This window comes from Glaciihabitans sp. GrIS 2.15, assembly GCF_035984695.1.
GTDB lineage: Bacteria > Actinomycetota > Actinomycetes > Actinomycetales > Microbacteriaceae > Lacisediminihabitans.
This window is the reverse complement of sequence record NZ_JAXCHU010000001.1, coordinates 282,273-303,808: the sequence shown is the minus strand read 5'-3', so window position 1 is coordinate 303,808 and position 21,536 is coordinate 282,273. Positions and strand designations below refer to the sequence as shown.

Sequence of the window (21,536 nt, the reverse complement as noted above, 5' to 3'; positions counted from 1 at the left end):
TCAGCCGGTGAGGAGGGACTGGTCTGGCACCGGAAATTCTGTTTCCCGGTAGAGCGGGTCCCTATCGAGCGATTTCATCGTCGTTTTGAAGATGTTGAACTTGGTGTTGTAGCCGTTTGTTCCGGCGAGCGTGATCTTGCGAAGGTTCTGATGTCCCTGGGTGTTTCCCACCCAGACGGCGAGGGACACTTTCGTTGTCGTCGCGATGAGCCAGTTCTGATCCGCTACGTCCGTGGTGCCGGTCTTGCCCACGAGCGGAACACCATCGTGGGGGTTACCGGCGGTTCCGGTACCCCGTTGCATGACGGTGGCCAGCGTGTAGGCAACAGCGTTGTCCATGCGCGGCGTGAGGGCGCGAGTACAGTGCGGCCTCTGGCCGGCAAGAGAGGCTCCGACCGGGTCGACGATCCGGTCGACGATGACTGGCGCACAGTATGTTCCCCCGGAGCCGATGGTCGCAATCGCGCCGGCCATCGTGAGAGGCGCAATTTCGTTCACTCCGAGGACGGAAGAGGGTGTCACGACAAGGGGGCTTCCATCGGCGCGGTGGACACCCATTGACTGGGCGACGTCTCGAATGTTGCAGAGGTCCAGTTGCTGGGCCATGGTCACGAAGGCGGCGTTGACCGAGTTCTGTGTTGCCGTGATGACGCTCATCGGTCCGCCCTCACCCGTGGCGTCGTTCTTCGGCGAGTACGCCCCAACAAACGGTGCAGAACAGGAGGCTTTGAAGCTCGACTGCGGAAATGTCCGGGATGTTCCGTTGACGACCTTGTTCAGGCTATGCCCATTCTGCAACCAGTCGGCGAGAGTGAAGATCTTGTAGGTGGATCCGGTTTGGGATCCCGAGGATCCGCCGAGGCTCCGATCCGTGTTGAATTTGATCGCCGTTGTCGTTGGACCGCCGTCGGGCCCTGAGTTGTCGAACGCCTTGTTCTGCGTCATGACCAAGATGCGGCCGGTGCCGGGCTGGATGGAGACAGCCGAAGCGCCCAACGCAAAGCGTGATTCGCTCGCGGGCGCATCGGCCCGGACCGCGGCTCGCGCCACATCCTGCTGGGCCAGGTCGATGCTGGTGCAGATCTGGTAACCGCCTCGCGCCCATCGGCGCGTGCGGTCGGCGGCAGACGTTCCGAGCGAACTGAGGGTGGGAACGAGTCGCTGAAGGTAGTCACAGGCCCACTTGGCATCCGACGCGTAGAGGCATCCGCTGTTCACTGTGCTGAGTTTGACTTTTGCCGCAATCGGCGTCGAGAGCGCAACAGCGAGCTGTGCTTTGGAGATGAACTTCTGGCTGTACATGTCCTTGAGGATCTGGTTACGGCGCACCTTGTTGGCTGCGTAGTCCTTCGAAGTTGCCAGATTCTGGTAGGACGGCTGCTGCACGATGCCAATCAAACTCGCCGCCTGAGCGATCGTGACTTGACTTGCGTCCACGCTGAAGTATTGACGCGACGCCGCCTGCACACCGTAGGTGTTGCCTCCAAACCCGGTGATGTTCAAATAACCCAGCAGGATCTCCTGCTTGCTGTACTTTTTATCGAGCCCAATCGCTAGCTTCATCTCTCTGACTTTGCGAGAAAGGGTGTCGGCAATAGCCGCCTGATAGTCGACCTTCCGAAGGGTCGCGTTCGAGATCTGCAATGACTGCTGCACAAGAATGTTCTTGACGAGTTGCATATCGAGAGTGGAGCTTCCGCTGGTTATCGCGCCGTGCACCACGTTGCCGATCGCCGCTCGAGCGACGGACGGCACATCGACTCCGCCGTGCTGATAGAGGCGTCGATCCTCACCAGCGACCGCGGCGTCTTTCGAGTAAGGCGAAACGCCCCCCACGCAACGTCCTCTCGGTTCTGGTCGTAGATTGTCGCGATCAACGATGGCGACCCACCACGTGTTGCGTAAATCGTGTTCGCTTGCGAGAGTTTGCCCAACTGGATATAGGACGGCAGGTCGTTGAAAAAGCTAAACCCTGTCTTAGCAACATTGCTCGTCACGCCCAGGACAGGGATCACCATCATCACGATGAGAACGGCCGCGAAGACGCTGAACAAGGTCATTCCGGCGAGTCCTGAGGGGACATCGGATGCGGATGGTTTGTGGGGATTCACCTTCACCACCGGTTCGCAATAATCCGGTTGCAGGAGCGGCTGGGTCGCACGGATTTGGGTAACCCCTGTATGGTTCTCGAGCAGATCAAACTATTTCCCGTGGATGTATCCTCCATCGTGGAATCTGAAAGTCGACGCGGCTCGCATTGATAGCCAACCCCGAGAGGGTACTGCCGGTTCAGGTGCCTCCGACGCGCTGCTGTGTTGCTGCAAAGTGGGCGCTACCGAGAATCTGGCATCAGACAATTCCGAGGGGCCAAACACGTCAGCCTTGCGGGGACCGATCGAGCGATACTCACTCAGCCGGATGGTCGAAAGCTTTCGGCCGCGCCACGCGATGTCCACAGCGGGGTAGGTCTGGTCTCTCCATTAATTGCTCTTCCGCCACACCGTCTCAGCGTGCACGACCTGCACGCCACTGAAATGGCGGCTGCCGGAAACACAACGACGCGAAGGCTCTAGTAGTCGAGCTGATGGTGCTTGAACGTGGTAAGGCTACGAAGACGCCGACGTTTGGGTGCGATCGAAGTGGTTGAAGTGACACACTCCGTCCTCCGATAGGGGAACGGCAATCGGTCGAGGCACGGTAGGGAGCTTGCCACGTCGGACGGGGTGAGGCATGCTTCGATTGGGCAGCTGCAAAACAGGGATCGAGGCGAATGTTGAACGGTTGGCGTGGTGCCATCGGTCTGTGTGTCGCAGTGACCCTGACTTTGACCGGGTGCTCCACAGGCGCGGTGACTGCGACCGATGCGAGTTCGACGACGACGCCCATTGCAGCACCCGGCACCTTATCGACTATGGCGTCCGGCTCCTCTTCGCCGGCCCCAAGCGCGAAAGAGGTCGGGGTTGGGGCTGAAATCGTCGACCCGTTGTCGGGTGCAGTATTGCCGAACCCAGTTCGAACACCCGGTGCCACGAACACGAATGTCACGCAGGCTGATATCGACTCGACGATTTGTGTGAAGGGGTGGACGGCAACGATCAGGCCGCCCGCCACCTATACGACTGGGTTGAAGAAACAGCAGCTGGCCACCGGGTACTCGCGCGGCGGCGACACGGCGACGGGCGACTATGAAGAGGACCACCTCATTAGCCTGGAACTGGGCGGGTCTCCGACGTCGCCATTGAACTTATGGCCGGAGCCTTATAGCTCTCCTGATGGGGCGCGGGTGAAAGATCAGCTCGAGAACAAGTTGCGCGCACTTGTATGCGCGGGAACTATTCAGCTGGCCACCGCACAAAGCGCGATCGCCACCAACTGGTGGATTGCTTACGAAACCTATATCGTCGGGCAATAGCCACCAGCTGTCGTACCGGCTGCACCGGCCGCGCCTATGCCCGCCCCAACTTCTGCTCCCGCACCGGCGCCTGCAGCGCCTGCTGCGCCTGCGGTCCCGGGTGGTGCGACCGCGATGTGCAACGACGGCACCTACTCATTCGCCACCCACCATCAAGGGGCATGCTCCCAGCATGGCGGGGTGACCGTCTTTTACACCTAACGTCCGGTCGGGTTGCTCAAGTTTTCCAGCAGCCCGGTGAGGTGATCGATTTTCCGATTCATTTCCGCCAGCTCGGCCCGCATCGGCTCTTCGTTTAGCTCGGCTTCAACGGCGGCGCGTTGTCCAACCTGCTCGATCAAGCAAGAGGAGGGTTGTTCTCGGACTAATGAGCTTTGTTGTCGCGGTCTGAGAGATGGTCAGGTCGGTGAGTTGGGTACATGGATCGCACCCACTCGGAACCCCTCGTCCACATCGATAGTTTCCGAAAGGATTTCGGTGCCACGACCGTTATCCGGGATCTGTCCTTCGACATCCACCAGGGGGAAACGTTCGGCTTCCTGGGTTCGAACGGATCGGGGAAGACAACCACGATCCGGGCGTTGCTCGGGATTTACATTCCCCCGCTGGGACCCTCCACATCGGTGGGAGACCGTTCTCCCCCGAAAACGGTGATCGCCTTGGCTACCTGCCCGAAGAACGCGGACTGTACAAGAAAGAGTCCGTCATCGACGTGATGACCTACTTCGGCCGGCTGAAGGGCCTCGGCAAACGAGACGCCACAGCCTGGTCGTTGGACTTTTTGGACCCGGTGGCGTTGGGCAGCAAGGCGAAGCTCCGCCTCGACAAACTTTCTGGTGGGGAGCAGCAGAAGATCCAACTGGGGTGACGATCATGAACAACCCGGAGTTGTTGATTTTGGATGAGCCGACGAAGGGGTTCGACCCGGTAAATCGACGGTTACTGATGGAAATCATCGACGACCAGAAAAAGCACGGCGCCACCGTGCTGATGGTCACCCATCAGATGGAAGAAGTCGAACGCCTCTGCGACCGGGTGATCCTGCTCAAAGACGGTCGGGCTGAAAGACGGTCGGGCTGAAGCGTATGGGACGATCCCTGAGGTGCAAAACAAGTACGGCGGGACGATGATCCGGATGACCTACAGCGGAACTATCCCTACTTCCCCGCACTACGACATCACCACTCAGGAGCGGAACTACGCCGAACTGACCGTTGCCGACAACGCCGACGAAGCAGTGATTCTGAAGGATTTGGTCGACGCCGGGGTGTTGGTTCGCAACTTCGCCACCAGCAAACTCAGCCTGGATGACATTTTCGTTCAGGTCTACGGCGACGAGAACGAACTGGTGGGAGTCTGATCATGGTCCAACACAACCTCAGCACCGTCATCAGCTTCGAAGTTGTCCGTACTCTCACCAAGCGCAGGTTTTGGATCTCGACCCTGATCGTCCCCATCATTGGGGCGATCGTTATCGTGCTGGTGGTGTTGTCCAATACGTCCACCGATAACAGCGTCACCGCGCAGAAGGACGCGAAACTGACCTTCACCTACAGTGATATGTCCGGGTTGGTGAACCCGTCGATCGCATCTGGCTTCGGTGGGACGGTGGCGAGCGATCAGGCGGCGGCGATTGCTGCGGTGAAGGCCGGAACCCTCGATGCGTACTTCGTCTATTCGACTGACCCGACCAAACAACACACCAAGGTTTATGGCACCGACGAAGGGATTTTCAAAATGGGAAGTACTCCGCTCTCGCCACCCAACTGTTGGTCGCCAGCGCCCAGGGGAAGATTGGGGACCCGACCCTGACCACCTTGGTTCAAGGCAGGCTCCCGGTCGATGCAACCACCTATAAGAACGGAAAAATATCCGGAGACATCGGCGGGGTCATCCCTCCCCTGTTGTTCCTCGTCGTCTTCTACCTGGTGATCTTGTTGCTGGGAAACCAGATGCTGAACTCCACCTTGGAGGAAAAGGAGAACAGGGTCACGGAAATGATCCTTACCACCTTGAACCCGACCACCTTGATTGTCGGGAAGGTGATCGCCCTCTTTATCATCGGCGTCGTACAAATGCTGACCTTCGCCGTGCCCGTGATCATTGGATACCTGTTCTTCCGCACCCAGCTGAACCTGCCCTCGTTGGACCTGGCTTCCCTGAACATTAACCCGGGACAGATGATCGTCGGTGCGCTGCTTCTCATTGGGGGCTTCACCCTGTTCACCGGCACCCTTGTGGCCGTTGGGGCGATCATGCCGACAGCGAAAGAGGCTGGCCAGATCTTCGGCATCATGATGGCCCTGATCTTCGTCCCGTTCTACGCCGTCACCCTCGTCGTCTCCGACCCGCACTTCTTCATCGTGAAACTGTTCACCTACTTCCCCTACTCAGCCCCGGTCACGGCGATGCTCCGCAACGGGTTCGGGTCCCTCAGCCCACTGGAATCAACCATCGTCATCGTCGAACTCTTCGGCCTCGGGATCATCGTCCTCCGCATAGCGGTCCAACTATTCCGCTACGGATCGATCGAGTACTCAAAAAAAGTGTCACTGAAGACGGTCTTCGCCCGGCAACGCTGACCTGAACTGCCTGTCTACCTGCCTGCCTGATGGACAGGCGCTGCCATGCGCGGGACTATCTCCTAGTGTCTCGCGGCTGATCAGTTTCTTTCTTGGCTATCTGATGATGAGCGTCCCGGTCGTGCCGGAGAATCAAAATATGTGTTGGTATTCGCCTCGCGCAGGTTCCCGCTTGCGAGCAGTGAAAGCGCTCCACCCGACGGAGATGGCTTACAGCGTCACCGTACCCATGCCAACTTCGGCAACGATGAAGGGTGTTGGGTTACCCGTCTACTGGGTACTCGCCTTCAACGGATTCTTCGCAACGCTCGCCACCGATGGCGCTGACATCGTCCTCTACCGTGGAGGTTCATCTCCTTATTGCTATGTGCGCATAGAGAAAGTGTCACGCGTGGAAGCGGAACTTCTCGACAATGGAAACGGGTATTTTATCCCCGCCGTGGTCGTTACGAGTAGTTTCTTTCCGGACCAGCCGCTGGGATTCTTCACCAAGGATGCAGAAAAACACCTACCACCACTGACAACTGTCAGAACTATCGCCGAGGAAATTCGACGGAAGCTCGACCTTGATCAAGCGCAGTTAATCGATTCACTGGAGTAAGGATCGAAATCATCCTTATCCATTGAGAATCTCGCCACCCTGTCTCCTGTAGGACATTACGCTGATTATCTTCTGGGCTGTATCGACCGCGCACGGCACGGCTGCGCGAAGCTGTGGTCCTCTCGGGGTGCTGCTAGCGTGACAGCCGTGCCGATCGCAATTGCCTAGAGTTCGACTATCGTGTTCACCTTTCGGGGACCACTCCAGTCTCGGGTGGTATCTGTTTCTCGGGTGGTATCTGTTTCTCGTGTGGCGGGGGTGGCGGCGCGACCTTTGCGGCGATTTCGGCTGCTGTGTTGGTTTCCCGGGCGAGGAACGCGCCCAACTCGCTGATGGTGGACATCAGCGGGGCGGGGAAGACAACAGTGGTGTTCTTATCGACACCTAACTCGATCAGGGTTTGTAGGTTGCGCAACTGGAGAGCGAGGGGGTGTGCCATCATCGTGTCGGAGGCATCCCCGAGCGCGGCAGCGGCAAGAGACTCGCCCTCCGCTGCGATGATCTTCGCCCGTTTTTCCCGCTCGGCTTCGGCCTGTTTGGCCATCGCCCGTTTCATGGTTTCCGGGAGTTGGATGTCCTTCAGCTCAACCAGGGTGACTTCTACCCCCCAGTCGATAGTGGTGACATCCAGGATCTTACGAATATCGGCGTTGATGACGTCGGTTTCGGCGAGGATCTCGTCCAGGGTGTGCTTGCCTACAACTTTGCGGAGGGTAGTTTGTGCGATCTGGTCGATCGCTGAGTACACGTTTTCGATCGCAACCACTGACTTGACCGCGTCGACGACCCGGAAGTAGGCGACTGCGGAGATATTGACGCTGACGTTGTCCTTCGTGATGATGCCCTGCGACTGGATCGGCATAGTGATGATCCGCATCGTGACCTTAATCAGGCGATCTGCGAATGGAATGATGACCGCAAGACCCGGTTTCTTCGTTCCGATAAACCGGCCGAACCTCAACTGCACACCCATCTCGTACTGGGTCACGATACGTAAAGCCAGCGGCGCCACGATGAGGGCGACCACCACCACCACTATGACGATGACGAGGAGCGCGCTCATGATTCCCGGGCCGCCTCAGGGACCGCCGGAACGGTACAGAGCCCGCTGATATCGATCGGCTGGGTGACCGGCAGGTCACCCGATGCGGTCGCCTCTACGGTCCGGACGGGCGGGGCTCCGTGGCTTAGGGGCGTGGTGGCGGATTTCATCGGTGCTCCTGGGTGGTTCGGGAATAGGCGGCTGCCGTGGGCTGGAGCAACACGTAAAGCTAAGCGACTACGCGCAGGTGTCACAGGGTCTTTGGTCCTATCGGGGCCGCATTGGAACTCCTTGAAGGTGGGCACGTATGCCCTCCAAATCGCACGCCGTGCACGGGTGGCCACACTCAACTGCGCAATCGATCGGGAGCGCTGACGCTTTGGTTGACCCATTGATGGGACGACCACCGGACGCGATTTCGAGCCCTCGCGAAAGCACTCCCAAGAGCACTTTTCGACCGATTCGACCGCCCGTAAGCGGACGGCGGGTTCAGCCGGACGCCTACGGACACTCCCCCGCGACGACCGAGGTCCGTGTCGCGCGACTGTCCGCAAGTTTGGAATGGTCTGCATCACGGCTTTCCCATCAGCTGTCGCGAATGGAGAGGAGGAGACAGATCACCCGAGACACCGAAGGTCCCGGTCACGTGGTTGAGATCGCTCTCATACCTCGGGGCCAGGAGCTTGTCCTGTCTGCCCTTCACGTTTACGCCCGCGCGGTCGGACGTTCCTTCCTGACGGCGTTGGCCGCGGGCAGCGAAAAGCTCTTCTTGAGCTGGTAGCCCGTACCGACTGAGGCTGACACCAGGCGGTGCAAAGCGTGCACCGTCCAACTTTCATCGGAGAGTGCACGTCGTTATCTTGCTGGTTTAGGCGAAGATCTCTTCGAAGAAGTTTTCCATGGCCTGCCAGGAGCGGCGGTTGGCGGTCTCCTGGAACTGGGCACCCATCTCGGGAAAGTTGGTGTCCGGCACAGCGAAGGCATGCATGGCGCCGCTGTAGTTGACGACCTGCCAGTCCGCGACGCCGGCGTTTCGCAGCTCGTCCTCGAACGTGTCGACAGCCTGGCTTGGAACGACGGGGTCTTCTGCTCCCGTCAACACGAGGACGGAAGCGGTGACACTGCCAGGCTCAGCCGGCTTGCTCGTCCCCAGGCCGCCGTGGAACGCGACGACCCCCTTCACGTCAGCTCCCGCACGGGCAGCCTCCAGCGCCCCGGAACCACCAAAGCAATAACCCATGACGGCGATCCGGGAGGGGTCAACCCCGGGGTGGGCACGGAGCGCTTCAAGATTCGCGAGAACCCGTGCGCGGAACAGGTCGACGTCACCGTAGTACTTGCCAGCCAAGGCAGCAGCTTCGTCGTTGGAGGCCGGGCGGGTATCAGCACCGTACACGTCGCCGGCGAGGGCAACATAGCCGAGGCGGGCCAGCATTTGCGCGCGCACCTTCGCGTGGTCCACAAGGCCGAACCAGTCGTGCAGAACGAGCACGCCGGGACGTTTTTCGTCTGACTCGGCGGGGGCGGCGAAGAAGCCTTCGAGTTCGGTATCGCCAGCGTCGTAGCGGAAAGTGTTGGTGCTGACCGGAGAGTCGGACTCTGGTACCGAGTCGAGAAGCTCTTGAAGGGCGGAAGTCAAAGAGGATTCGTTAGTCACGTTTTGTGATGGTACTCCATCCAAACTCGCCCGGACTGAACGCTTGACGGACGCCAAGATTTGTTCGCGAAGGCAAAGCTGCAAGGCGGTGTGGTGAGACACAACGATACTCAACCACTCCCCCACAAATGCAAAGTCGGCCAGGCCCGGCTGTGTCTGACAACTATGTGTTCCAAATGTTGCCTGATCTCGCCTTACCCAAAGACAGCTGAGAGAATGCCACCGGAGTCTCAATCGGTCTCGAACAGCGTCTGGCCGAACAACACAAGAGCACCCTCGGCACAAATTTCACCACCAAGGCGACGCGGCTGCACGCTGAAAAACGCCATTGTTTCGCGAGGATACGGCCCGGGTATGTGGAAACCGACTTCGTCTCCAGTACGCACCGTACCGCCTGTCGGAGCTGACCTGGGATGGGGTCGTTGAAATCTGAGGCGTCGGTTAGGCCTGCTCTGGAATTTTAAGTTTTCGCGCATGACGCTCGGTTTGGTCGTCATTGGACTCGTCGAATTCCGCCAGTGCTTCCTCCTCTTCTGCGGTCATTTCGTGTCTGAGCAGCGCATCGTCTGGGTCGACGGTGCGGTCGGGTTCGATGTAGTAACTTTCGGTGATCGCGGTCGAGCCGTGGCCGAAGAAACCCACGCCGGCGGCGGCGCCAGCCCCGCGAGCGATGACAGTTGCCCCGGTGCGCCGGTACCAGCGCAACATGATTGCTCGACCCTCAAGTCCGGCTAGATACAGGAAGGCCCGGAAGGCGCGGCGCACGTTGTAGGACTGAACGGGCCACCGTCGCGGTTCGCAAAGATCGTCCGCTCCGCGTCGTCCGAACCGACCATCGCCAGGCGGGCACGGAGGACGGCCGCGGCGAACTCGGGTACGGCGATTCGACAGACCGAATGCTCGGTCTTGGGATGATTCTGCCGGACAGCACCGTGCCTGGTGCGCAACGCCACCGTCCCACGCACCGCGATGACCATCCCTTTCTGCACATCCACGGTGTCGCACGGACGCCGGGCGAGCACCTCGCCGATGCGCAGTGTGGTTCCCAGGAGTACCTCGATGATGGCGCTGACCCGGCCGTCGGGCCTTGTGCCCTGACGTCCTCGCCCGTGCGCCAGCTCGCAGCCGCCGCCGGAAGGCGGGGATCTGCTCCAGCATCAGCGCCTGCGGCGAGCCCTTCGGCTTCTCCAACGGAGAGGTCCCGTCGACCGGATTCCGCGGGATCGCGTCGTACCGCAGAGCGAAGCCGAACAGCAGATTCAGCAAGGTCCGGGAACGCTTCGCCCGCGAACATGACACAGCTTCGGACTTGAGGAACCACTCAACTCGTCCGGTCGTGATCTCTCCCAGCGTGAAGTGCTCGAACGCCGGCATGATGTCCAGGCGGAGGTTGTCACGGTATCTCACCTTTGTGCCCTCGACGAGGTCCTGCCTCTCCAGGTCAGCAAGCCAGAGCGCGAGAAGGTCGCAAAACGAGCTCGTCAGCGCGAGCATGCCCCGGCTGCCGTACCCCGGTTGAGCAGGCGCTCCTTGAGACGCGCCTGGGCGGCCGACCGGGAAGGCCCCGATGACCGTGAGCGGGCGCCCGGCATTCACCGTCCGCTTCCCTCCGGTCGTCGCACGTCATCCTCTTCGAGGCGCCGCAGCCACGCGTCGACTTCCGACGCCGGGAACTTCAGCTAGCGGCCGATACGGAAACCATGCGGGCCGCGGCCATGACTTCGCAGGTCGTAGTTGGTTTGGGCGCTTACGCCGAGCCGAGCCGCCAGCTCAGACAGGGACAGATTCGACTCAAAGTCGGTGGGACAAACGGTTTCGTCGTTCGTGCTCGAAGGTGCGCCGGCGGAATCACAAAATCTCGAGTACGGTGCCGAGAACTGTCGAATAAATGTCGAACGGCCATCCCAAATCCTCTGATTGAGGTTTCGGAATGGCCGTCTGAACAGGACTTTCTGTGGATCCAAGGGGATTCGAACCCCTGACCCCCTGCATGCCATGCAGGTGCGCTACCGGGCTGCGCCATGGACCCATGCTGACTCCCCTAGAATTTCCGAGAAGGCAACTAGGTCAGATTACTACAGATCCGAGAGCTCCGTCGTCAGCCTTCGATCGAAAGCGCTCCCTGGGCGAGGCGGCAGCGGAGGGCGAGCATGGCGCCGATGGCGGCCCGCAGCTCCTGCAGGTGGTGCTTCGCAAGAAACGGCTGGCTGGACTCCCCGAGGTCTCCCGCTGTCGCGCTCGTTCCCACGGTCTCGACGGCCAGCCCGTGATCGAACCCCAGGATGCTCACCGCCACAGCCGACTGGTACGGCACGTAGATCGGCGTCGTCACCTGTAGCACGGACCGTTCGGCCGAAGTGCGGCGCTCTCCGGCCCAAAATCGATAGGTATCAGCAGAATTCGCACGACGATGAAATGGATCCGATGAGGGCGCCGCCAGCACGCTCACCTGTGGCAGTTTCTCCCGATACCAACTGAGCTGTCGCCACGATGATTGTGGCGTGTCACCCGCCCCGTCGAAGACTTCCGGTTCACCGAGCGGGCCGAATGTCTGTTCCAGGCCGAACAGCATCGCGCCGAATTCATCGTCGGCGAGCACTCCGAGCGCCTGGGCGAGGCTCACCTCCTCCTCCGAGAAGGGGCGGAATCCGCCGAGGAACAGGATGTGGTTGCACTCGAGTCCCCCTTCCAGCAGTTCGGCCACAAACCGTGGTTTCACGATGCCGGCACGGACCATCCCGCCGGTCATCATCACCGTGTCGTAGCGGCCCCCGGTGGGCGTCTCCCGGCCCGCCAGCCCGAGATCCTTGGCCCGCTCAAACACGACATCGATTTGGATTGATGTCAGGTCCACTCGAGTGATCGAATCACGCTCCCCGCCCTGGCGAAAATCCCAGCGGGCCGCGGCGAAATCATCCAGCCACTTCAGCCGATCTTCGCCATCCTGCCCGGACAACGACTGACCGAAGACGGCGACCACTGCCGCGAGGGCAGATGACCCTGACCAGGCATCGATCATCTCGAGCACCCGCCGGGCATCTCCCCGCAATGCGCTCCAGGATGGCAGCGCGAGGGCGGACATCCGAATATCGAACTGTGGCTATTCGGCGGACTCGCGCACCGGAAGATCGATCGGGACTACCGGACAGTCCTTCCAGAGTCGCTCGAGCGAGTAGTACATGCGGTCTTCCTCGTGGAAGACGTGCACGACGAGGTCTCCGAAGTCAAGAAGTATCCATCGGCCTTCGGCGCGTCCTTCGCGGCGGAGCGGCTTCGAACCGTGCTCGATCAACCTATCTTCGATCTCACTGGCGATTGCGACGACGTTTCGCTCGTTGCGTCCGGTGGCGAGAAGAAAGATATCGGTGAGCGGAAGCGGCCCGGAGACATCGAGCGCGACGAGATCCTCGGCTTGCTTGGAGTCCGCGGCGGCCGCAGCGATCTGGAGGAGTTCGCGGGCATGCTCGGTCGCAGTCACAGGTTCCTTTGGGGTGGGGATACAAAAAACGAAGAGGTCACAGTGTTAGAAGATCTTGAAGATCAACCCTGCGACGAGAAGCACGACCACGCCGACGGCCATAACCGCGGCGGAGACGATGAGAATGAGCGGAAGGCGACTCGCCTTGCGTGGCTTCATCGAGTTGATGACGTCGCCGGAGGCAGTGTTGGTGCTGACGGCACGAATCGCACGCACCGGTGCCGACTCGGGGTCAGCGTCCTCGCGGTCGTCCGCCTCGAGCAACGCGTCGACGTCGGAGTGGTCGTAGCGAGCGGGATGAACGCCCGTCGATCCCATGCTGCTCGGCAGGTTGATCGAGCCAGTGATGAGGATCTCACCGGTACCGCTGAGCGGACCCATGATGTTCTCCCCGGTCGGCATAGACGGAAGAACGAGAGCACTCGTGGTGATCGCGCCGCTTGTGGCCCCGACATCGCGGGCGAAGCTGTTTTCCTGCACCTGCTCGTCGTCGTCGATGAGCGCCTGGGTGGACCAATGGCCGATGGGCGGCACGTAAACGCCTTCGGCGGCGGCGGCAGCAGTGGCCGAATCTGCGGTGTTGGCTGCGGGAGCGTCTGGTGCGCCGAGGAAGGCATCGAATGTCGTCGGCCTGGCATCGGCGCGTTCCGGTTCGACCGTCGTCTCGATGGGATCGCCGCTCGGAAACAGCAGGTCCTCGAAGGCCGACGCCTTTGCGGGGTGCGATTGGAGTTCGGCAACGACAACGTCGCGCTCCTCGACCGAGTCGACCGCAAGTACCGGAGTGCTGACGAATTCGATCAGTGACGACTCGACCGGTGCCGATACAGCGGCGGGAGGTGCCGACACGTCAACGATCTCGGTGATGTCGGCCTGGGCAGCTTCCGACACCGGTACCGGGCGAGCCGGTGCAGTGGATCTCGGAGCGTCCGGGATTCCCGTGGCAATCGCGCCGGTGAATGTCGCGCGCACCGGTGGTTCGATGAGCGTTGGCGGCTCGATAGGCTTCGGCGGTTCGCTTAGCGTCGGTCGCTCGGTGACGGGTTGTGGGCCCGGGTTGGGCGCCTGAGGCGCCTGAGTCTCCTCCTGCACGGCGCGCGATTCCTCGCGCTCAAGGTCCGGATCCACCGTGGCGCGACTGGCGCGATCGCGGAAGCGTGGGCGCACGACGGCAGGCGCTTCCTCGACCGGCACTTCCTCGACCGGCACTTCCTCGACCGGCGCTTCCTCGACGGGCGCATCCTCGACGGGCACTTCTTCGACCGGTGCCTCCTCCACAGGAGCGGCCTGGGGCTGTGCCGGGGCGAATGCTGAGGCCGCTTGCTCGGCTTCGTCATTCTCGCTCGGGGTCGTGACGAACCCGCCGATACCGAGTTCACGCATCTGTCGACGGGTGAGAAGCGGTGCGGGCGCAGACGCCTCATCCGAGAGCGCCTGCGGCGCAACCTCTAGCGCCGGGGCGGTGATTGGCTGAGGGAGCGAGACGACAACGGGAGGTGCCCAGTTGAGCGGCGGGCCCACCGGACGGAATGCGGATCTGTCGGTCTCCGAGGGGCTGAAATCGCGGGTGCGGAAGTCTGGCTGGTTTTTCGCAGGCTCGGCCGGCTTCGGCAGATCCGAGTCTCCAGGAGCACCGGTGATCGCGTGACCACGGAACGAAGCACCGTCATAGCTCGGCACCTGCGGCCGGGCCTGCGTGATGTGAGCGAGCGATTCTGGCTCGGTCTCGACTCCGCGCTCGTTGCTCGCAGGCTGCTGAACGCGGCGTCCCCGGCCAGTGGCCCCTTCGGGACGGTTCTCCGGCGCTTCCTGGCTCGAAGTAACGCGACGTGCCTCAGCTTCCCAGCCCTGGCGGGCGATGCCAGTGAAAGTGGTGTCTTCTGGCGCGTTCTGTTCAGGGGTCGATGGAACGGCGACATCCTCGTCGCGTTCGGTTTGCCGAACTTGCCGCCGACTCACGGGCGGCTCGTCGTGCCATGCTGTCATGTCAGACTCCGATACAAGTGGTGTTTGGAGATGTACTGAACGACACCGTCGGGGACCAAGTACCACACCGGGTATCCCCGGCTTACCCGGCTGCGACAATCGGTGGAGGAGATTGCGAGCGCGGGCACTTCTAGCAAGCTTACGTCGGACTCGGGTAAACCGGAAATAGTAAGCGAGTGGCCCGGTCGTGTCACTGCGACGAAGTGAGCGAGCGACCACAGCTCGGCCACGTCTTTCCAGTCGAGAATCTGTGTGATTGCATCCGCACCGGAGATGAAGTAGAGCTCGGCATCCGGCCTCTCCGCGTGCAGGTCGCGCAGCGTGTCGATCGTGTAGGTGGGTCCCTGGCGGTCGATGTCCACACGGCTCACCGTGAAGTTAGGATTGGCCGCGGTCGCGATCACGGTCATCAGGTAGCGATTCTCTTGTGAAGCAGCTGCTGTCTTTTGATAGGGAATACCCGTTGGCACGAACACCACCTCGTCGAGTCCGAATGATTGTGCGACCTCGCTCGCCGCAACGAGGTGCCCGTGGTGAATGGGGTCGAACGTGCCCCCCATCACCCCGATTTTCGGGCGCCTTGCCACGCTTTCCACCATCACGTCGTCGGCGCTAGTGATTGGTCGCGTGCCCACTTGCCGACGAGCCGCCGGTCTTCTGGCTGTGACGGTTGGCAACATCGCGGAAGCTCCAGACGACGAAACCGAGAGCGACGAAGACGACAGCTGCGATGATCGGGAAGACCCAGGACGGGAAGAACAGGGCGATCTTCGCCTCTTCAGCCGCCAGAACAATTGTGCTTAGCACTGACATCCACCAATCATGTTTGTGCGTTATTTCCGCGAAGGCCAGCCTACCGGCCCGTAGATGCCTATTCCCTGACCTGGCCCGCGCCACGCACCATCCATTTGGTACTTGTGAGTTCGCTGAGCCCCATCGGGCCACGCGCGTGCAGCTTCTGGGTGGAGATCCCCACCTCTGCACCGAAGCCGAACTCTCCGCCATCGGTGAATCTCGTCGATGAATTCACCATGACTACGGCCGAGTCCACCTCGGCGAGAAAACGTTCGGTGTTGGCGAGGTCATTGGTGATGATCGACTCAGTATGGTGCGTCGAGTAGCGACGGATGTGACCGATCGCCTCGTCGAGCGAGCCGACGATTTTAACCGCGAGGTCGAGCGACATATATTCGGTTCGCCAGTCCTCCTCGGTCGCCGCGACCGCATCCGCGAAGATCGCGCGCGTGCGCTCATCCGCATGGATAGTGACTCCGGATGCCCGGAGTGCACCGAGCACGGAGGGCAACAGCCGTTCCGCCGCAGCCTCGTGCACGAGCAGCGTTTCCAGGGCGTTGCACACGCTCGGGCGCTGCACCTTGGAGTTGTGCACGATGTCGATCGCCCACGCCTCATCCGCCGACTCGTCGAGGAACACGTGCACGATACCGGCGCCGGTCTCGATCACGGGGACCGTCGACTCCGCAACGACAGTGCTGATGAGGTCTGCGCTGCCCCGCGGAATGAGCACATCCACCTGTCCGCGCGCCTGCATGAGCTGCCGCGCACCGTCACGACCGAATTCGTCGATCGTTTGGACGGCATCGGCCGGCAGTCCGACGCTTGAAAGCGCATCCCGGATGACCGCAACGAGCGCCCGATTCGTGTTTTCGGCGGCACTCCCCCCACGTAATACGACTGCGTTGCCGCTTTTGAGCGCAAGACTCGCGAGGTCGACTGTCACGTTGGGCCGCGCCTCATAGATCACCCCGACGACGCCGAATGGCACTCGCACCTCGCTGAGTCGAAGGCCGTTGGGTAAGGTCTGGCCACGCACGTTTTGGCCGACCGGGTCGACGAGGGTGGCGACCAGTCGGACCGCGTCGGCCAGCACACCGAGACGCGTCTCGTCCAGGCGAAGACGGTCTTGCATCCCGGCGCTCAGCCCATTACCGCGACCGTTGGCGAGGTCGAGGTCATTGGCTGGAATGATCCGCTGGGCGTGCGCGACGATAGCCACAGCGATCGCGTGCAGTCCGCGGTTCTTGAGAGCCGTGTTCGCGGTGGCGAGCAGTCGTGATGCCACGCGTGCCGCATCCAGTTTCTCGGTGAGGGAGCGTGCGACGACTGTTTCAGGCATGACGCAAGTTTAGTTGCGCACCTATCGGAGCCTCACGAGTCACGTTTCGGATGGACTCGCTGGCTACTCGTAAGGACAACTACGGATCGAATCGCGTCTCGGAAACAGGCGATGCCGCCGTGACGTCTCCGTCGCCGATCGGCGCGCGGCCCTCACTCCTCGTTCTTGAGGGCGAGTCCAATTGCAAAAAACGTTGCAGCCCAGTGACCAATGAAGATACCCCAACGGTCGGACTGCGCCTTGTCGTCGCTCTTCTTCAGGCGAGAGACCTGCCAGGTCATCAACGAGAGACCGATCGATACGAAGCCAAGAACGTAGGCATGATTGCTGCGGAGACCGAGGTTGTGCGCCTCCCTGATCGGATCGTAGGCAACCCGTGCGATTGTCTTTTTGGCCATGGTGGGTCCTTTCAAGGATTCAGCGAACGTACTTGAATGTATCGTTCCCGCGTATCGGGCCGGAATGCCCCTCATCGATAGAGTTCCCAGCTTGACAGAGTGGCACACTGCCGTGAGAGGGCGCTCGAGGGGCGTTATACGGTTGCCGCGGCGAAAAAGGTGCCGAGTTCGGCTCCCACGAGGGCAGCAGCCACGTCGCGCGTCGACGCGAGCAGCACCGGTGTTCCCGATGCCGCCGCAAGCTTCGCTGCAGCCACCTTCGTGCCCGCGCCACCGGTTCCGACCCCCGCCGAACCGATATCGCCGAACTCGACGCCCGCGAGGTCGTCCTCAAATGGCACGTCCGCAATGCGGCGAGCGCCCGGCTTTTCCGGCGGACGCGTGTAGAGGGAGTCGATATCGGAGAGCAACACGAGCAGGTCGGCCCGCACCAGCTGGGATACGAGGGCCGCGAGCCGGTCGTTGTCACCGAACCGGATCTCATGGGTCGCCACCGTGTCGTTCTCATTGACTATTGGCAGGATACGCAGGTCGAGCAGGCGCTCCATGGCGCGTTGGGCATTACCGCGATGGGTCGGATTCTCGAGGTCCCCGGCGGTGAGCAGCACCTGCGCAGCGACGATCTGGAAGCGATCGAGGCTGTCCTGGTAACGATAGATCAGCACGTTTTGACCGACCGCGGCGGCCGCCTGCTGAGTTGCGAGGTCAGTGGGGCGGGCATCCAGCTTGAGATACGGCATCCCGGTGGCGATGGCTCCCGAAGAGACGAGGATCACCTCGGTGCCTCGCGAATGCGCCGCAGCGAGAGCATCGACGAGCGGCGCGATCTGGCCGGCGTTCGCTCCACTGATCGAGGAGGAACCGACCTTGACGACAATGCGGTGCGCGGACGGGATGCCGCTGCGCGAGAGAACCGGGCTAGACATCCGCCGGAGAATCCTTCGACTCGGCCTCAGCATCCTCGGTTTCGACGCCGTCCTTTCGAGCGATCGCAAAGCCTTCGTCATCGTTCCACATGCCAGCCTCGCGCTCGCGGATGAGTTCGGCGCGCGCTTCGGCCTTGCCATCCATGCGGTCGAGGTATTCCTGGCGACGCGTCTTAGAGGTCGGTCGATCGTTCTGCACGAGCCGCGGGTCGGTGCCGCGCGGGGCGGTCAACAGCTCTGCCGTCGACGTGAGCGTCGGCTCCCAGTCGAACGTGACCGGACCAATCATCACGGTCGAGCCGGCCACGGCGCCAGCCTTGAATAGCTCATTCTCGACACCAGACTTCGCGAGGCGGTCGGCAAGGAATCCGATGGCCTCTTCATTGTTGAAGTCGGTCTGGGCAACCCAGCGCTCAGGCTTACCGCCAACGACGCGGTAGATATTGCCTCCGGAACCGCCCTCCACCTTGACGGTGAAGCCGGCGTCGCCGGTGGCACGGGGGCGCAGCACGATCCGCTGCTTCACCGGGACCGCTGCCTTCTTGGCGCGTTCCGCATCCACCAGCTCTCCCAGGGCGAAGGAGAGTTCGCGCAGCCCCTCACGACTCACAGCAGAGATCTCGAAGACACGGTATCCGCGAGCCTCGAGTTCGGGGCGCACGAGGTCGGCGAGTTCGCGGCCCTCTGGAACATCGACTTTGTTCAGTGAAATGAGCTGGGGGCGGTCGAGGAGCGGAAGCTGGCCCTCTGGCACCGGATAGGCGGCAAGTTCACTGAGGATCACGTCAAGGTCGCTGATCGGGTCACGGCCGGGCTCGAGAGTGGCGCAGTCGAGCACGTGGAGCAATGCGGAGCAGCGCTCGACATGGCGCAGGAACTCCAGTCCGAGGCCCTTGCCTTCGCTCGCGCCCTCGATGAGGCCGGGCACGTCGGCAACGGTATAGCGGGAGTCGCCGGACTCCACGACACCGAGGTTCGGATGCAGCGTGGTGAACGGGTAGTCCGCAATCTTCGGCTTGGCCGCAGAGATCGCAGCGACGAGGCTGGACTTGCCTGCCGAGGGAAACCCGACCAGCGCGACATCCGCCACCACCTTGAGCTCAAGGAAGACATCGCCCTCCCAACCGGGGATGCCGAGAAGGGCGAAACCCGGAGCCTTGCGCTTGGTGGACGCGAGCGCGGCATTGCCGAGGCCACCCTGCCCACCGGGAGCCACGACGTAGCGCATTCCCGGCTCGGTGAAGTCGATGAGCTCGTTGCCCTCGGCATCCTTGACGACGGTTCCGAGCGGAACCGCGAGTTCGATCTCCGCGCCGTCGGATCCGCTGCGGTTGTCTCCCATGCCCTGGCCGCCCTTTTCGGACTTGCGGTGGGGGGCGCGGTGGAAGCCGAGCAGCGTCGTGACACCCATCTCGCTCACCAGCACGATATCGCCACCATCACCACCGTTACCGCCATCGGGTCCGGCGAGTGGCTTGAATTTCTCCCGCTTCACCGAGACGCAGCCGTCGCCACCGTCACCGGCACTGAGGTGGAGTGTTACCTGGTCAACGAAGGTAGCCACAACGCATCCCTTCGTGAAGTGAATTACCGCTTAAAAAGTAAGAGCGAGCCGAAGCCCGCTCGAACCATGAGAGGAGCCGACCGTCGAATAAGCCGATGGTCGAATTGGCCGCTCCGCGACCGTCCCGAAACTAGGCCGCGACCACGATGTTGATGACCTTGCGGCCACCTTTTGCACCGAACTCGACCGCACCAGCAGCGAGAGCGAACAGGGTGTCATCGCCACCACGGCCGACGTTGACGCCGGGGTGGAAATGCGTGCCGCGCTGGCGGACGATAATCTCGCCAGCGCTGACTACCTGGCCGCCGAAGCGCTTTACGCCAAGGCGCTGCGCGTTCGAGTCGCGACCGTTACGGGTGGAGCTTGCGCCCTTTTTGTGTGCCATGAGAAGTCGGTCCCTCTACTTGATGCTGGTGATCTTGATGCGGGTGAGTTCCTGGCGGTGGCCCTGGCGCTTCTTGTACCCGGTCTTGTTCTTGAACTTCTGGATGACGATCTTTGGCCCACGAAGGTCACCGACGACCTCTGCGGTCACCTTCACCTTCGCGAGAGCCGACGCGTCATGTGTGATGGTGTCGCCGTCGACCAGCAACACTGGCACGAGCTCGACGTTGCCGTCTTTGTCGGCCTTGATGCGGTCGAGAACGACAATACTGCCGACCTCGATCTTTTCCTGCCGACCACCGGCGCGCACAACTGCGTAAACCACTAGGGAACCCTCACTCTATGAACTGTTGCCGATGATTTCGGCAGAAGTCTTGGTGTGCATTCGGTTGCGGGCTTAGCCCAGCACACACCGAAGATCAACAATAGTCGATGATCGCGGCCGGGGTCAAACCCTGACGGACGCGTTCACGCCGTGTCGACGATGCCCACAATCTCGAACTCGGACGGATGCCGCTCGAGCCACATCCGCAGCAAGACTCCCACGAGGATCACGAGCGGCGCGACGGTCACAAGCTGCCCCCCGGCGATGACCGCCGAGAAGCCGAGCGCCCGCAGGAACTGGTCCCCCGCATCCGCCGTGAGTCGGATCTGACCCATCAGACCATTTGTCACTAGAGAGATTCCGGTGGTAACGAGGTTAACCAGAAAGACCAGGGCGCTTCCCACGGCCGCTGCGAGCGCTGCGCGGGTGACCACGTGAGCGATGTGCAGGTCGGGCCCGATCGGAGCGATGAACCAGAAGCTGAGTACCACGCCGAAAGTAAGCGGAACGGCGATGGAGGCGAATTGAGCGGCGTAACCGGCCCACCATTGCCACGCAGGCACCCCACTGGTGCCGAGGAACGAGAGTTGCCCAATCACGGCATTCAACACATTCTGAACGAGGTTGACGGCGAGCACAACGAGCCCGGAAGCCAGTGCCACGAGAAAGCCGCGCTGGCGCACGACGCGATGAGCGAGGGTGGTCATCTGCCAATCCTTCCTGTTTAGAATCGGCCAATGACCGTCCTGATCGACAAGCCTAGGTGGCCAGCGCACGGGATGCTCTGGTCCCACCTGGTGAGTGACAGCTCTCTGACGGAGTTGCACGACTTCGCCGGTCGGATGGGCATCCCTCGTCGAGGTTTCGACCTCGACCACTACGACGTGCCCGAGACCAGGTACGACGAGATGGTGGCTGCCGGGGCGGAACCGGTGAGCATCCGGCAACTCGTGGAACGACTGCGCGAGAGCGGACTGCGAGTCTCCCAGCGCGACCGTCGGCGGTAGCTGCATCCCCCGCCGCGAACGTCGGCGGGACGCACGC

At 61.7% G+C, this 21,536-nt stretch carries 27 protein-coding genes and 1 tRNA gene; 10 read left to right on the top strand and 18 right to left on the bottom strand.

What is annotated here, in order from left to right; translation table 11 throughout:
- Positions 1–1,836, bottom strand: coding sequence for a transglycosylase domain-containing protein (locus RCH11_RS01490; protein ID WP_327055209.1), 1,836 nt, complete (start codon positions 1,834–1,836; stop codon positions 1–3).
- A 1,012-nt stretch (positions 1,837–2,848) separates the two neighbouring features.
- On the opposite strand from RCH11_RS01490, the gene RCH11_RS01485 reads away from it, so the two are divergent.
- Together RCH11_RS01485 and RCH11_RS01480 are read left to right on the top strand one after the other, a co-directional pair.
- The gene (locus tag RCH11_RS01485) at positions 2,849–3,412 is read left to right on the top strand and encodes a hypothetical protein (protein ID WP_327055208.1); all 564 of its coding nucleotides are present in this window, start codon (positions 2,849–2,851) and stop codon (positions 3,410–3,412) included.
- Between the two features lie 36 nt (positions 3,413–3,448).
- Positions 3,449–3,613 (top strand): DUF3761 domain-containing protein, encoded by a 165-nt coding sequence (locus RCH11_RS01480; RefSeq protein ID WP_327055207.1) that lies wholly within the window; start codon positions 3,449–3,451, stop codon positions 3,611–3,613.
- Here RCH11_RS01480 and RCH11_RS01475 read toward each other — a convergent pair.
- A complete protein-coding gene (locus RCH11_RS01475) occupies positions 3,610–3,753 on the bottom strand; it encodes a hypothetical protein (RefSeq protein WP_327055206.1) in 144 nt (47 codons plus the stop codon). The two genes, RCH11_RS01480 and RCH11_RS01475, sit on opposite strands and share 4 nt — an antisense overlap.
- A gap of 78 nt (positions 3,754–3,831) precedes the next feature.
- On the opposite strand from RCH11_RS01475, the gene RCH11_RS18115 reads away from it, so the two are divergent.
- From RCH11_RS18115 to RCH11_RS01455, 7 genes are all read left to right on the top strand, one after another.
- Complete coding sequence (locus RCH11_RS18115) at positions 3,832–4,128, top strand: ATP-binding cassette domain-containing protein (RefSeq protein ID WP_442788983.1); 297 nt, start codon at positions 3,832–3,834, stop codon at positions 4,126–4,128.
- The gene (locus tag RCH11_RS18110; RefSeq protein WP_442788982.1) at positions 4,128–4,280 is read left to right on the top strand and encodes a hypothetical protein; all 153 of its coding nucleotides are present in this window, start codon (positions 4,128–4,130) and stop codon (positions 4,278–4,280) included. The genes RCH11_RS18115 and RCH11_RS18110 overlap by 1 nt, the downstream gene beginning before the upstream one ends.
- A 5-nt stretch (positions 4,281–4,285) precedes the next feature.
- On the top strand, positions 4,286–4,492 hold the full coding sequence (locus RCH11_RS18105; protein ID WP_442788988.1) for an AAA family ATPase: 207 nt from the start codon (positions 4,286–4,288) through the stop codon (positions 4,490–4,492).
- Positions 4,493–4,514: 22 nt separating this feature from the next.
- A complete protein-coding gene (locus RCH11_RS18100) occupies positions 4,515–4,772 on the top strand; it encodes an ATP-binding protein DrrA1-3 family domain-containing protein (RefSeq protein ID WP_442788981.1) in 258 nt (85 codons plus the stop codon).
- A gap of 2 nt (positions 4,773–4,774) precedes the next feature.
- A complete protein-coding gene (locus tag RCH11_RS01465) occupies positions 4,775–5,224 on the top strand; it encodes a hypothetical protein (RefSeq protein ID WP_327055205.1) in 450 nt (149 codons plus the stop codon).
- Between the two features lie 5 nt (positions 5,225–5,229).
- Positions 5,230–5,994: an ABC transporter permease gene (locus RCH11_RS01460; protein ID WP_327055204.1), complete on the top strand. Its 765-nt coding sequence runs from the start codon at positions 5,230–5,232 to the stop codon at positions 5,992–5,994.
- Between the two features lie 205 nt (positions 5,995–6,199).
- A complete protein-coding gene (locus tag RCH11_RS01455; RefSeq protein ID WP_327055203.1) occupies positions 6,200–6,595 on the top strand; it encodes a hypothetical protein in 396 nt (131 codons plus the stop codon).
- A 184-nt stretch (positions 6,596–6,779) separates the two neighbouring features.
- Here RCH11_RS01455 and RCH11_RS01450 read toward each other — a convergent pair whose 3' ends face one another.
- The 16 genes from RCH11_RS01450 to RCH11_RS01375 all read right to left on the bottom strand — a co-directional run bounded on the left by RCH11_RS01450 (position 6,780) and on the right by RCH11_RS01375 (position 21,199).
- Complete coding sequence (locus tag RCH11_RS01450) at positions 6,780–7,658, bottom strand: slipin family protein (protein WP_327055202.1); 879 nt, start codon at positions 7,656–7,658, stop codon at positions 6,780–6,782.
- 847 nt (positions 7,659–8,505) lie between these two features.
- On the bottom strand, positions 8,506–9,276 hold the full coding sequence (locus tag RCH11_RS01445; RefSeq protein WP_327055201.1) for a dienelactone hydrolase family protein: 771 nt from the start codon (positions 9,274–9,276) through the stop codon (positions 8,506–8,508).
- A gap of 459 nt (positions 9,277–9,735) precedes the next feature.
- Positions 9,736–10,002 (bottom strand): hypothetical protein, encoded by a 267-nt coding sequence (locus tag RCH11_RS01440; RefSeq protein WP_327055200.1) that lies wholly within the window; start codon positions 10,000–10,002, stop codon positions 9,736–9,738.
- Positions 10,003–11,249: 1,247 nt separating this feature from the next.
- Positions 11,250–11,323: transfer RNA gene (locus RCH11_RS01435), tRNA-Ala, on the bottom strand.
- Positions 11,324–11,392: 69 nt separating this feature from the next.
- The gene (locus tag RCH11_RS01430; RefSeq protein WP_327055199.1) at positions 11,393–12,376 is read right to left on the bottom strand and encodes a hypothetical protein; all 984 of its coding nucleotides are present in this window, start codon (positions 12,374–12,376) and stop codon (positions 11,393–11,395) included.
- 18 nt (positions 12,377–12,394) lie between these two features.
- Positions 12,395–12,772 carry a ribosome silencing factor gene (rsfS, locus tag RCH11_RS01425; RefSeq protein WP_327055198.1) on the bottom strand — a complete coding sequence of 126 codons (378 nt, stop codon included), beginning with the start codon at positions 12,770–12,772 and terminating at the stop codon, positions 12,395–12,397.
- A gap of 45 nt (positions 12,773–12,817) precedes the next feature.
- Positions 12,818–14,758 carry a hypothetical protein gene (locus RCH11_RS01420; protein WP_327055197.1) on the bottom strand — a complete coding sequence of 647 codons (1,941 nt, stop codon included), beginning with the start codon at positions 14,756–14,758 and terminating at the stop codon, positions 12,818–12,820.
- Complete coding sequence (nadD, locus tag RCH11_RS01415) at positions 14,755–15,357, bottom strand: nicotinate-nucleotide adenylyltransferase (protein ID WP_327055388.1); 603 nt, start codon at positions 15,355–15,357, stop codon at positions 14,755–14,757. The genes RCH11_RS01420 and nadD overlap by 4 nt, the downstream gene beginning before the upstream one ends.
- Positions 15,358–15,370: 13 nt before the next feature.
- Positions 15,371–15,571, bottom strand: coding sequence for a hypothetical protein (locus RCH11_RS01410; RefSeq protein WP_327055196.1), 201 nt, complete (start codon positions 15,569–15,571; stop codon positions 15,371–15,373).
- 58 nt (positions 15,572–15,629) lie between these two features.
- Complete coding sequence (locus RCH11_RS01405; protein WP_327055195.1) at positions 15,630–16,895, bottom strand: glutamate-5-semialdehyde dehydrogenase; 1,266 nt, start codon at positions 16,893–16,895, stop codon at positions 15,630–15,632.
- A gap of 152 nt (positions 16,896–17,047) precedes the next feature.
- Positions 17,048–17,293 carry a hypothetical protein gene (locus RCH11_RS01400; RefSeq protein ID WP_327055194.1) on the bottom strand — a complete coding sequence of 82 codons (246 nt, stop codon included), beginning with the start codon at positions 17,291–17,293 and terminating at the stop codon, positions 17,048–17,050.
- 134 nt (positions 17,294–17,427) lie between these two features.
- Complete coding sequence (gene proB, locus RCH11_RS01395) at positions 17,428–18,219, bottom strand: glutamate 5-kinase (protein WP_327055193.1); 792 nt, start codon at positions 18,217–18,219, stop codon at positions 17,428–17,430.
- A complete protein-coding gene (gene obgE, locus RCH11_RS01390) occupies positions 18,212–19,783 on the bottom strand; it encodes a GTPase ObgE (protein WP_327055192.1) in 1,572 nt (523 codons plus the stop codon). The genes proB and obgE overlap by 8 nt, the downstream gene beginning before the upstream one ends.
- Before the next feature lie 130 nt (positions 19,784–19,913).
- Positions 19,914–20,168, bottom strand: coding sequence for a 50S ribosomal protein L27 (rpmA, locus tag RCH11_RS01385; RefSeq protein WP_196827501.1), 255 nt, complete (start codon positions 20,166–20,168; stop codon positions 19,914–19,916).
- 15 nt (positions 20,169–20,183) lie between these two features.
- Entirely contained in the window at positions 20,184–20,492 is a 309-nt protein-coding gene (gene rplU, locus RCH11_RS01380) for a 50S ribosomal protein L21 (protein WP_185200925.1), read from the bottom strand.
- Between the two features lie 143 nt (positions 20,493–20,635).
- Positions 20,636–21,199: a hypothetical protein gene (locus tag RCH11_RS01375; protein WP_327055191.1), complete on the bottom strand. Its 564-nt coding sequence runs from the start codon at positions 21,197–21,199 to the stop codon at positions 20,636–20,638.
- A 30-nt stretch (positions 21,200–21,229) separates the two neighbouring features.
- Between RCH11_RS01375 and RCH11_RS01370 the strand changes: the two genes are divergently transcribed.
- Positions 21,230–21,499, top strand: coding sequence for a DUF4031 domain-containing protein (locus RCH11_RS01370; protein ID WP_327055190.1), 270 nt, complete (start codon positions 21,230–21,232; stop codon positions 21,497–21,499).
- Positions 21,500–21,536 lie beyond the last annotated feature (37 nt).

Coding starts and splice junctions, on each gene's coding strand:
- RCH11_RS01480 (WP_327055207.1), top strand. CDS start 3,449: ATGCCCGCCCCAACTTCTGCTCCCGCACCGGCGCCTGCAGCGCCTGCT.
- RCH11_RS18115 (WP_442788983.1), top strand. CDS start 3,832: ATGGATCGCACCCACTCGGAACCCCTCGTCCACATCGATAGTTTCCGA.
- RCH11_RS18110 (WP_442788982.1), top strand. CDS start 4,128: ATGACCTACTTCGGCCGGCTGAAGGGCCTCGGCAAACGAGACGCCACA.
- RCH11_RS18105 (WP_442788988.1), top strand. CDS start 4,286: ATGAACAACCCGGAGTTGTTGATTTTGGATGAGCCGACGAAGGGGTTC.
- RCH11_RS01465 (WP_327055205.1), top strand. CDS start 4,775: ATGGTCCAACACAACCTCAGCACCGTCATCAGCTTCGAAGTTGTCCGT.
- RCH11_RS01455 (WP_327055203.1), top strand. CDS start 6,200: ATGGCTTACAGCGTCACCGTACCCATGCCAACTTCGGCAACGATGAAG.
- RCH11_RS01450 (WP_327055202.1), bottom strand. CDS start 7,658: ATGAGCGCGCTCCTCGTCATCGTCATAGTGGTGGTGGTGGTCGCCCTC.
- RCH11_RS01440 (WP_327055200.1), bottom strand. CDS start 10,002: ATGTTGCGCTGGTACCGGCGCACCGGGGCAACTGTCATCGCTCGCGGG.
- RCH11_RS01430 (WP_327055199.1), bottom strand. CDS start 12,376: ATGTCCGCCCTCGCGCTGCCATCCTGGAGCGCATTGCGGGGAGATGCC.
- RCH11_RS01420 (WP_327055197.1), bottom strand. CDS start 14,758: ATGACAGCATGGCACGACGAGCCGCCCGTGAGTCGGCGGCAAGTTCGG.
- nadD (WP_327055388.1), bottom strand. CDS start 15,357: ATGGTGGAAAGCGTGGCAAGGCGCCCGAAAATCGGGGTGATGGGGGGC.
- RCH11_RS01410 (WP_327055196.1), bottom strand. CDS start 15,571: ATGTCAGTGCTAAGCACAATTGTTCTGGCGGCTGAAGAGGCGAAGATC.
- RCH11_RS01405 (WP_327055195.1), bottom strand. CDS start 16,895: ATGCCTGAAACAGTCGTCGCACGCTCCCTCACCGAGAAACTGGATGCG.
- RCH11_RS01400 (WP_327055194.1), bottom strand. CDS start 17,293: ATGGCCAAAAAGACAATCGCACGGGTTGCCTACGATCCGATCAGGGAG.
- proB (WP_327055193.1), bottom strand. CDS start 18,219: ATGTCTAGCCCGGTTCTCTCGCGCAGCGGCATCCCGTCCGCGCACCGC.
- rpmA (WP_196827501.1), bottom strand. CDS start 20,168: ATGGCACACAAAAAGGGCGCAAGCTCCACCCGTAACGGTCGCGACTCG.
- RCH11_RS01375 (WP_327055191.1), bottom strand. CDS start 21,199: ATGACCACCCTCGCTCATCGCGTCGTGCGCCAGCGCGGCTTTCTCGTG.
- RCH11_RS01370 (WP_327055190.1), top strand. CDS start 21,230: ATGACCGTCCTGATCGACAAGCCTAGGTGGCCAGCGCACGGGATGCTC.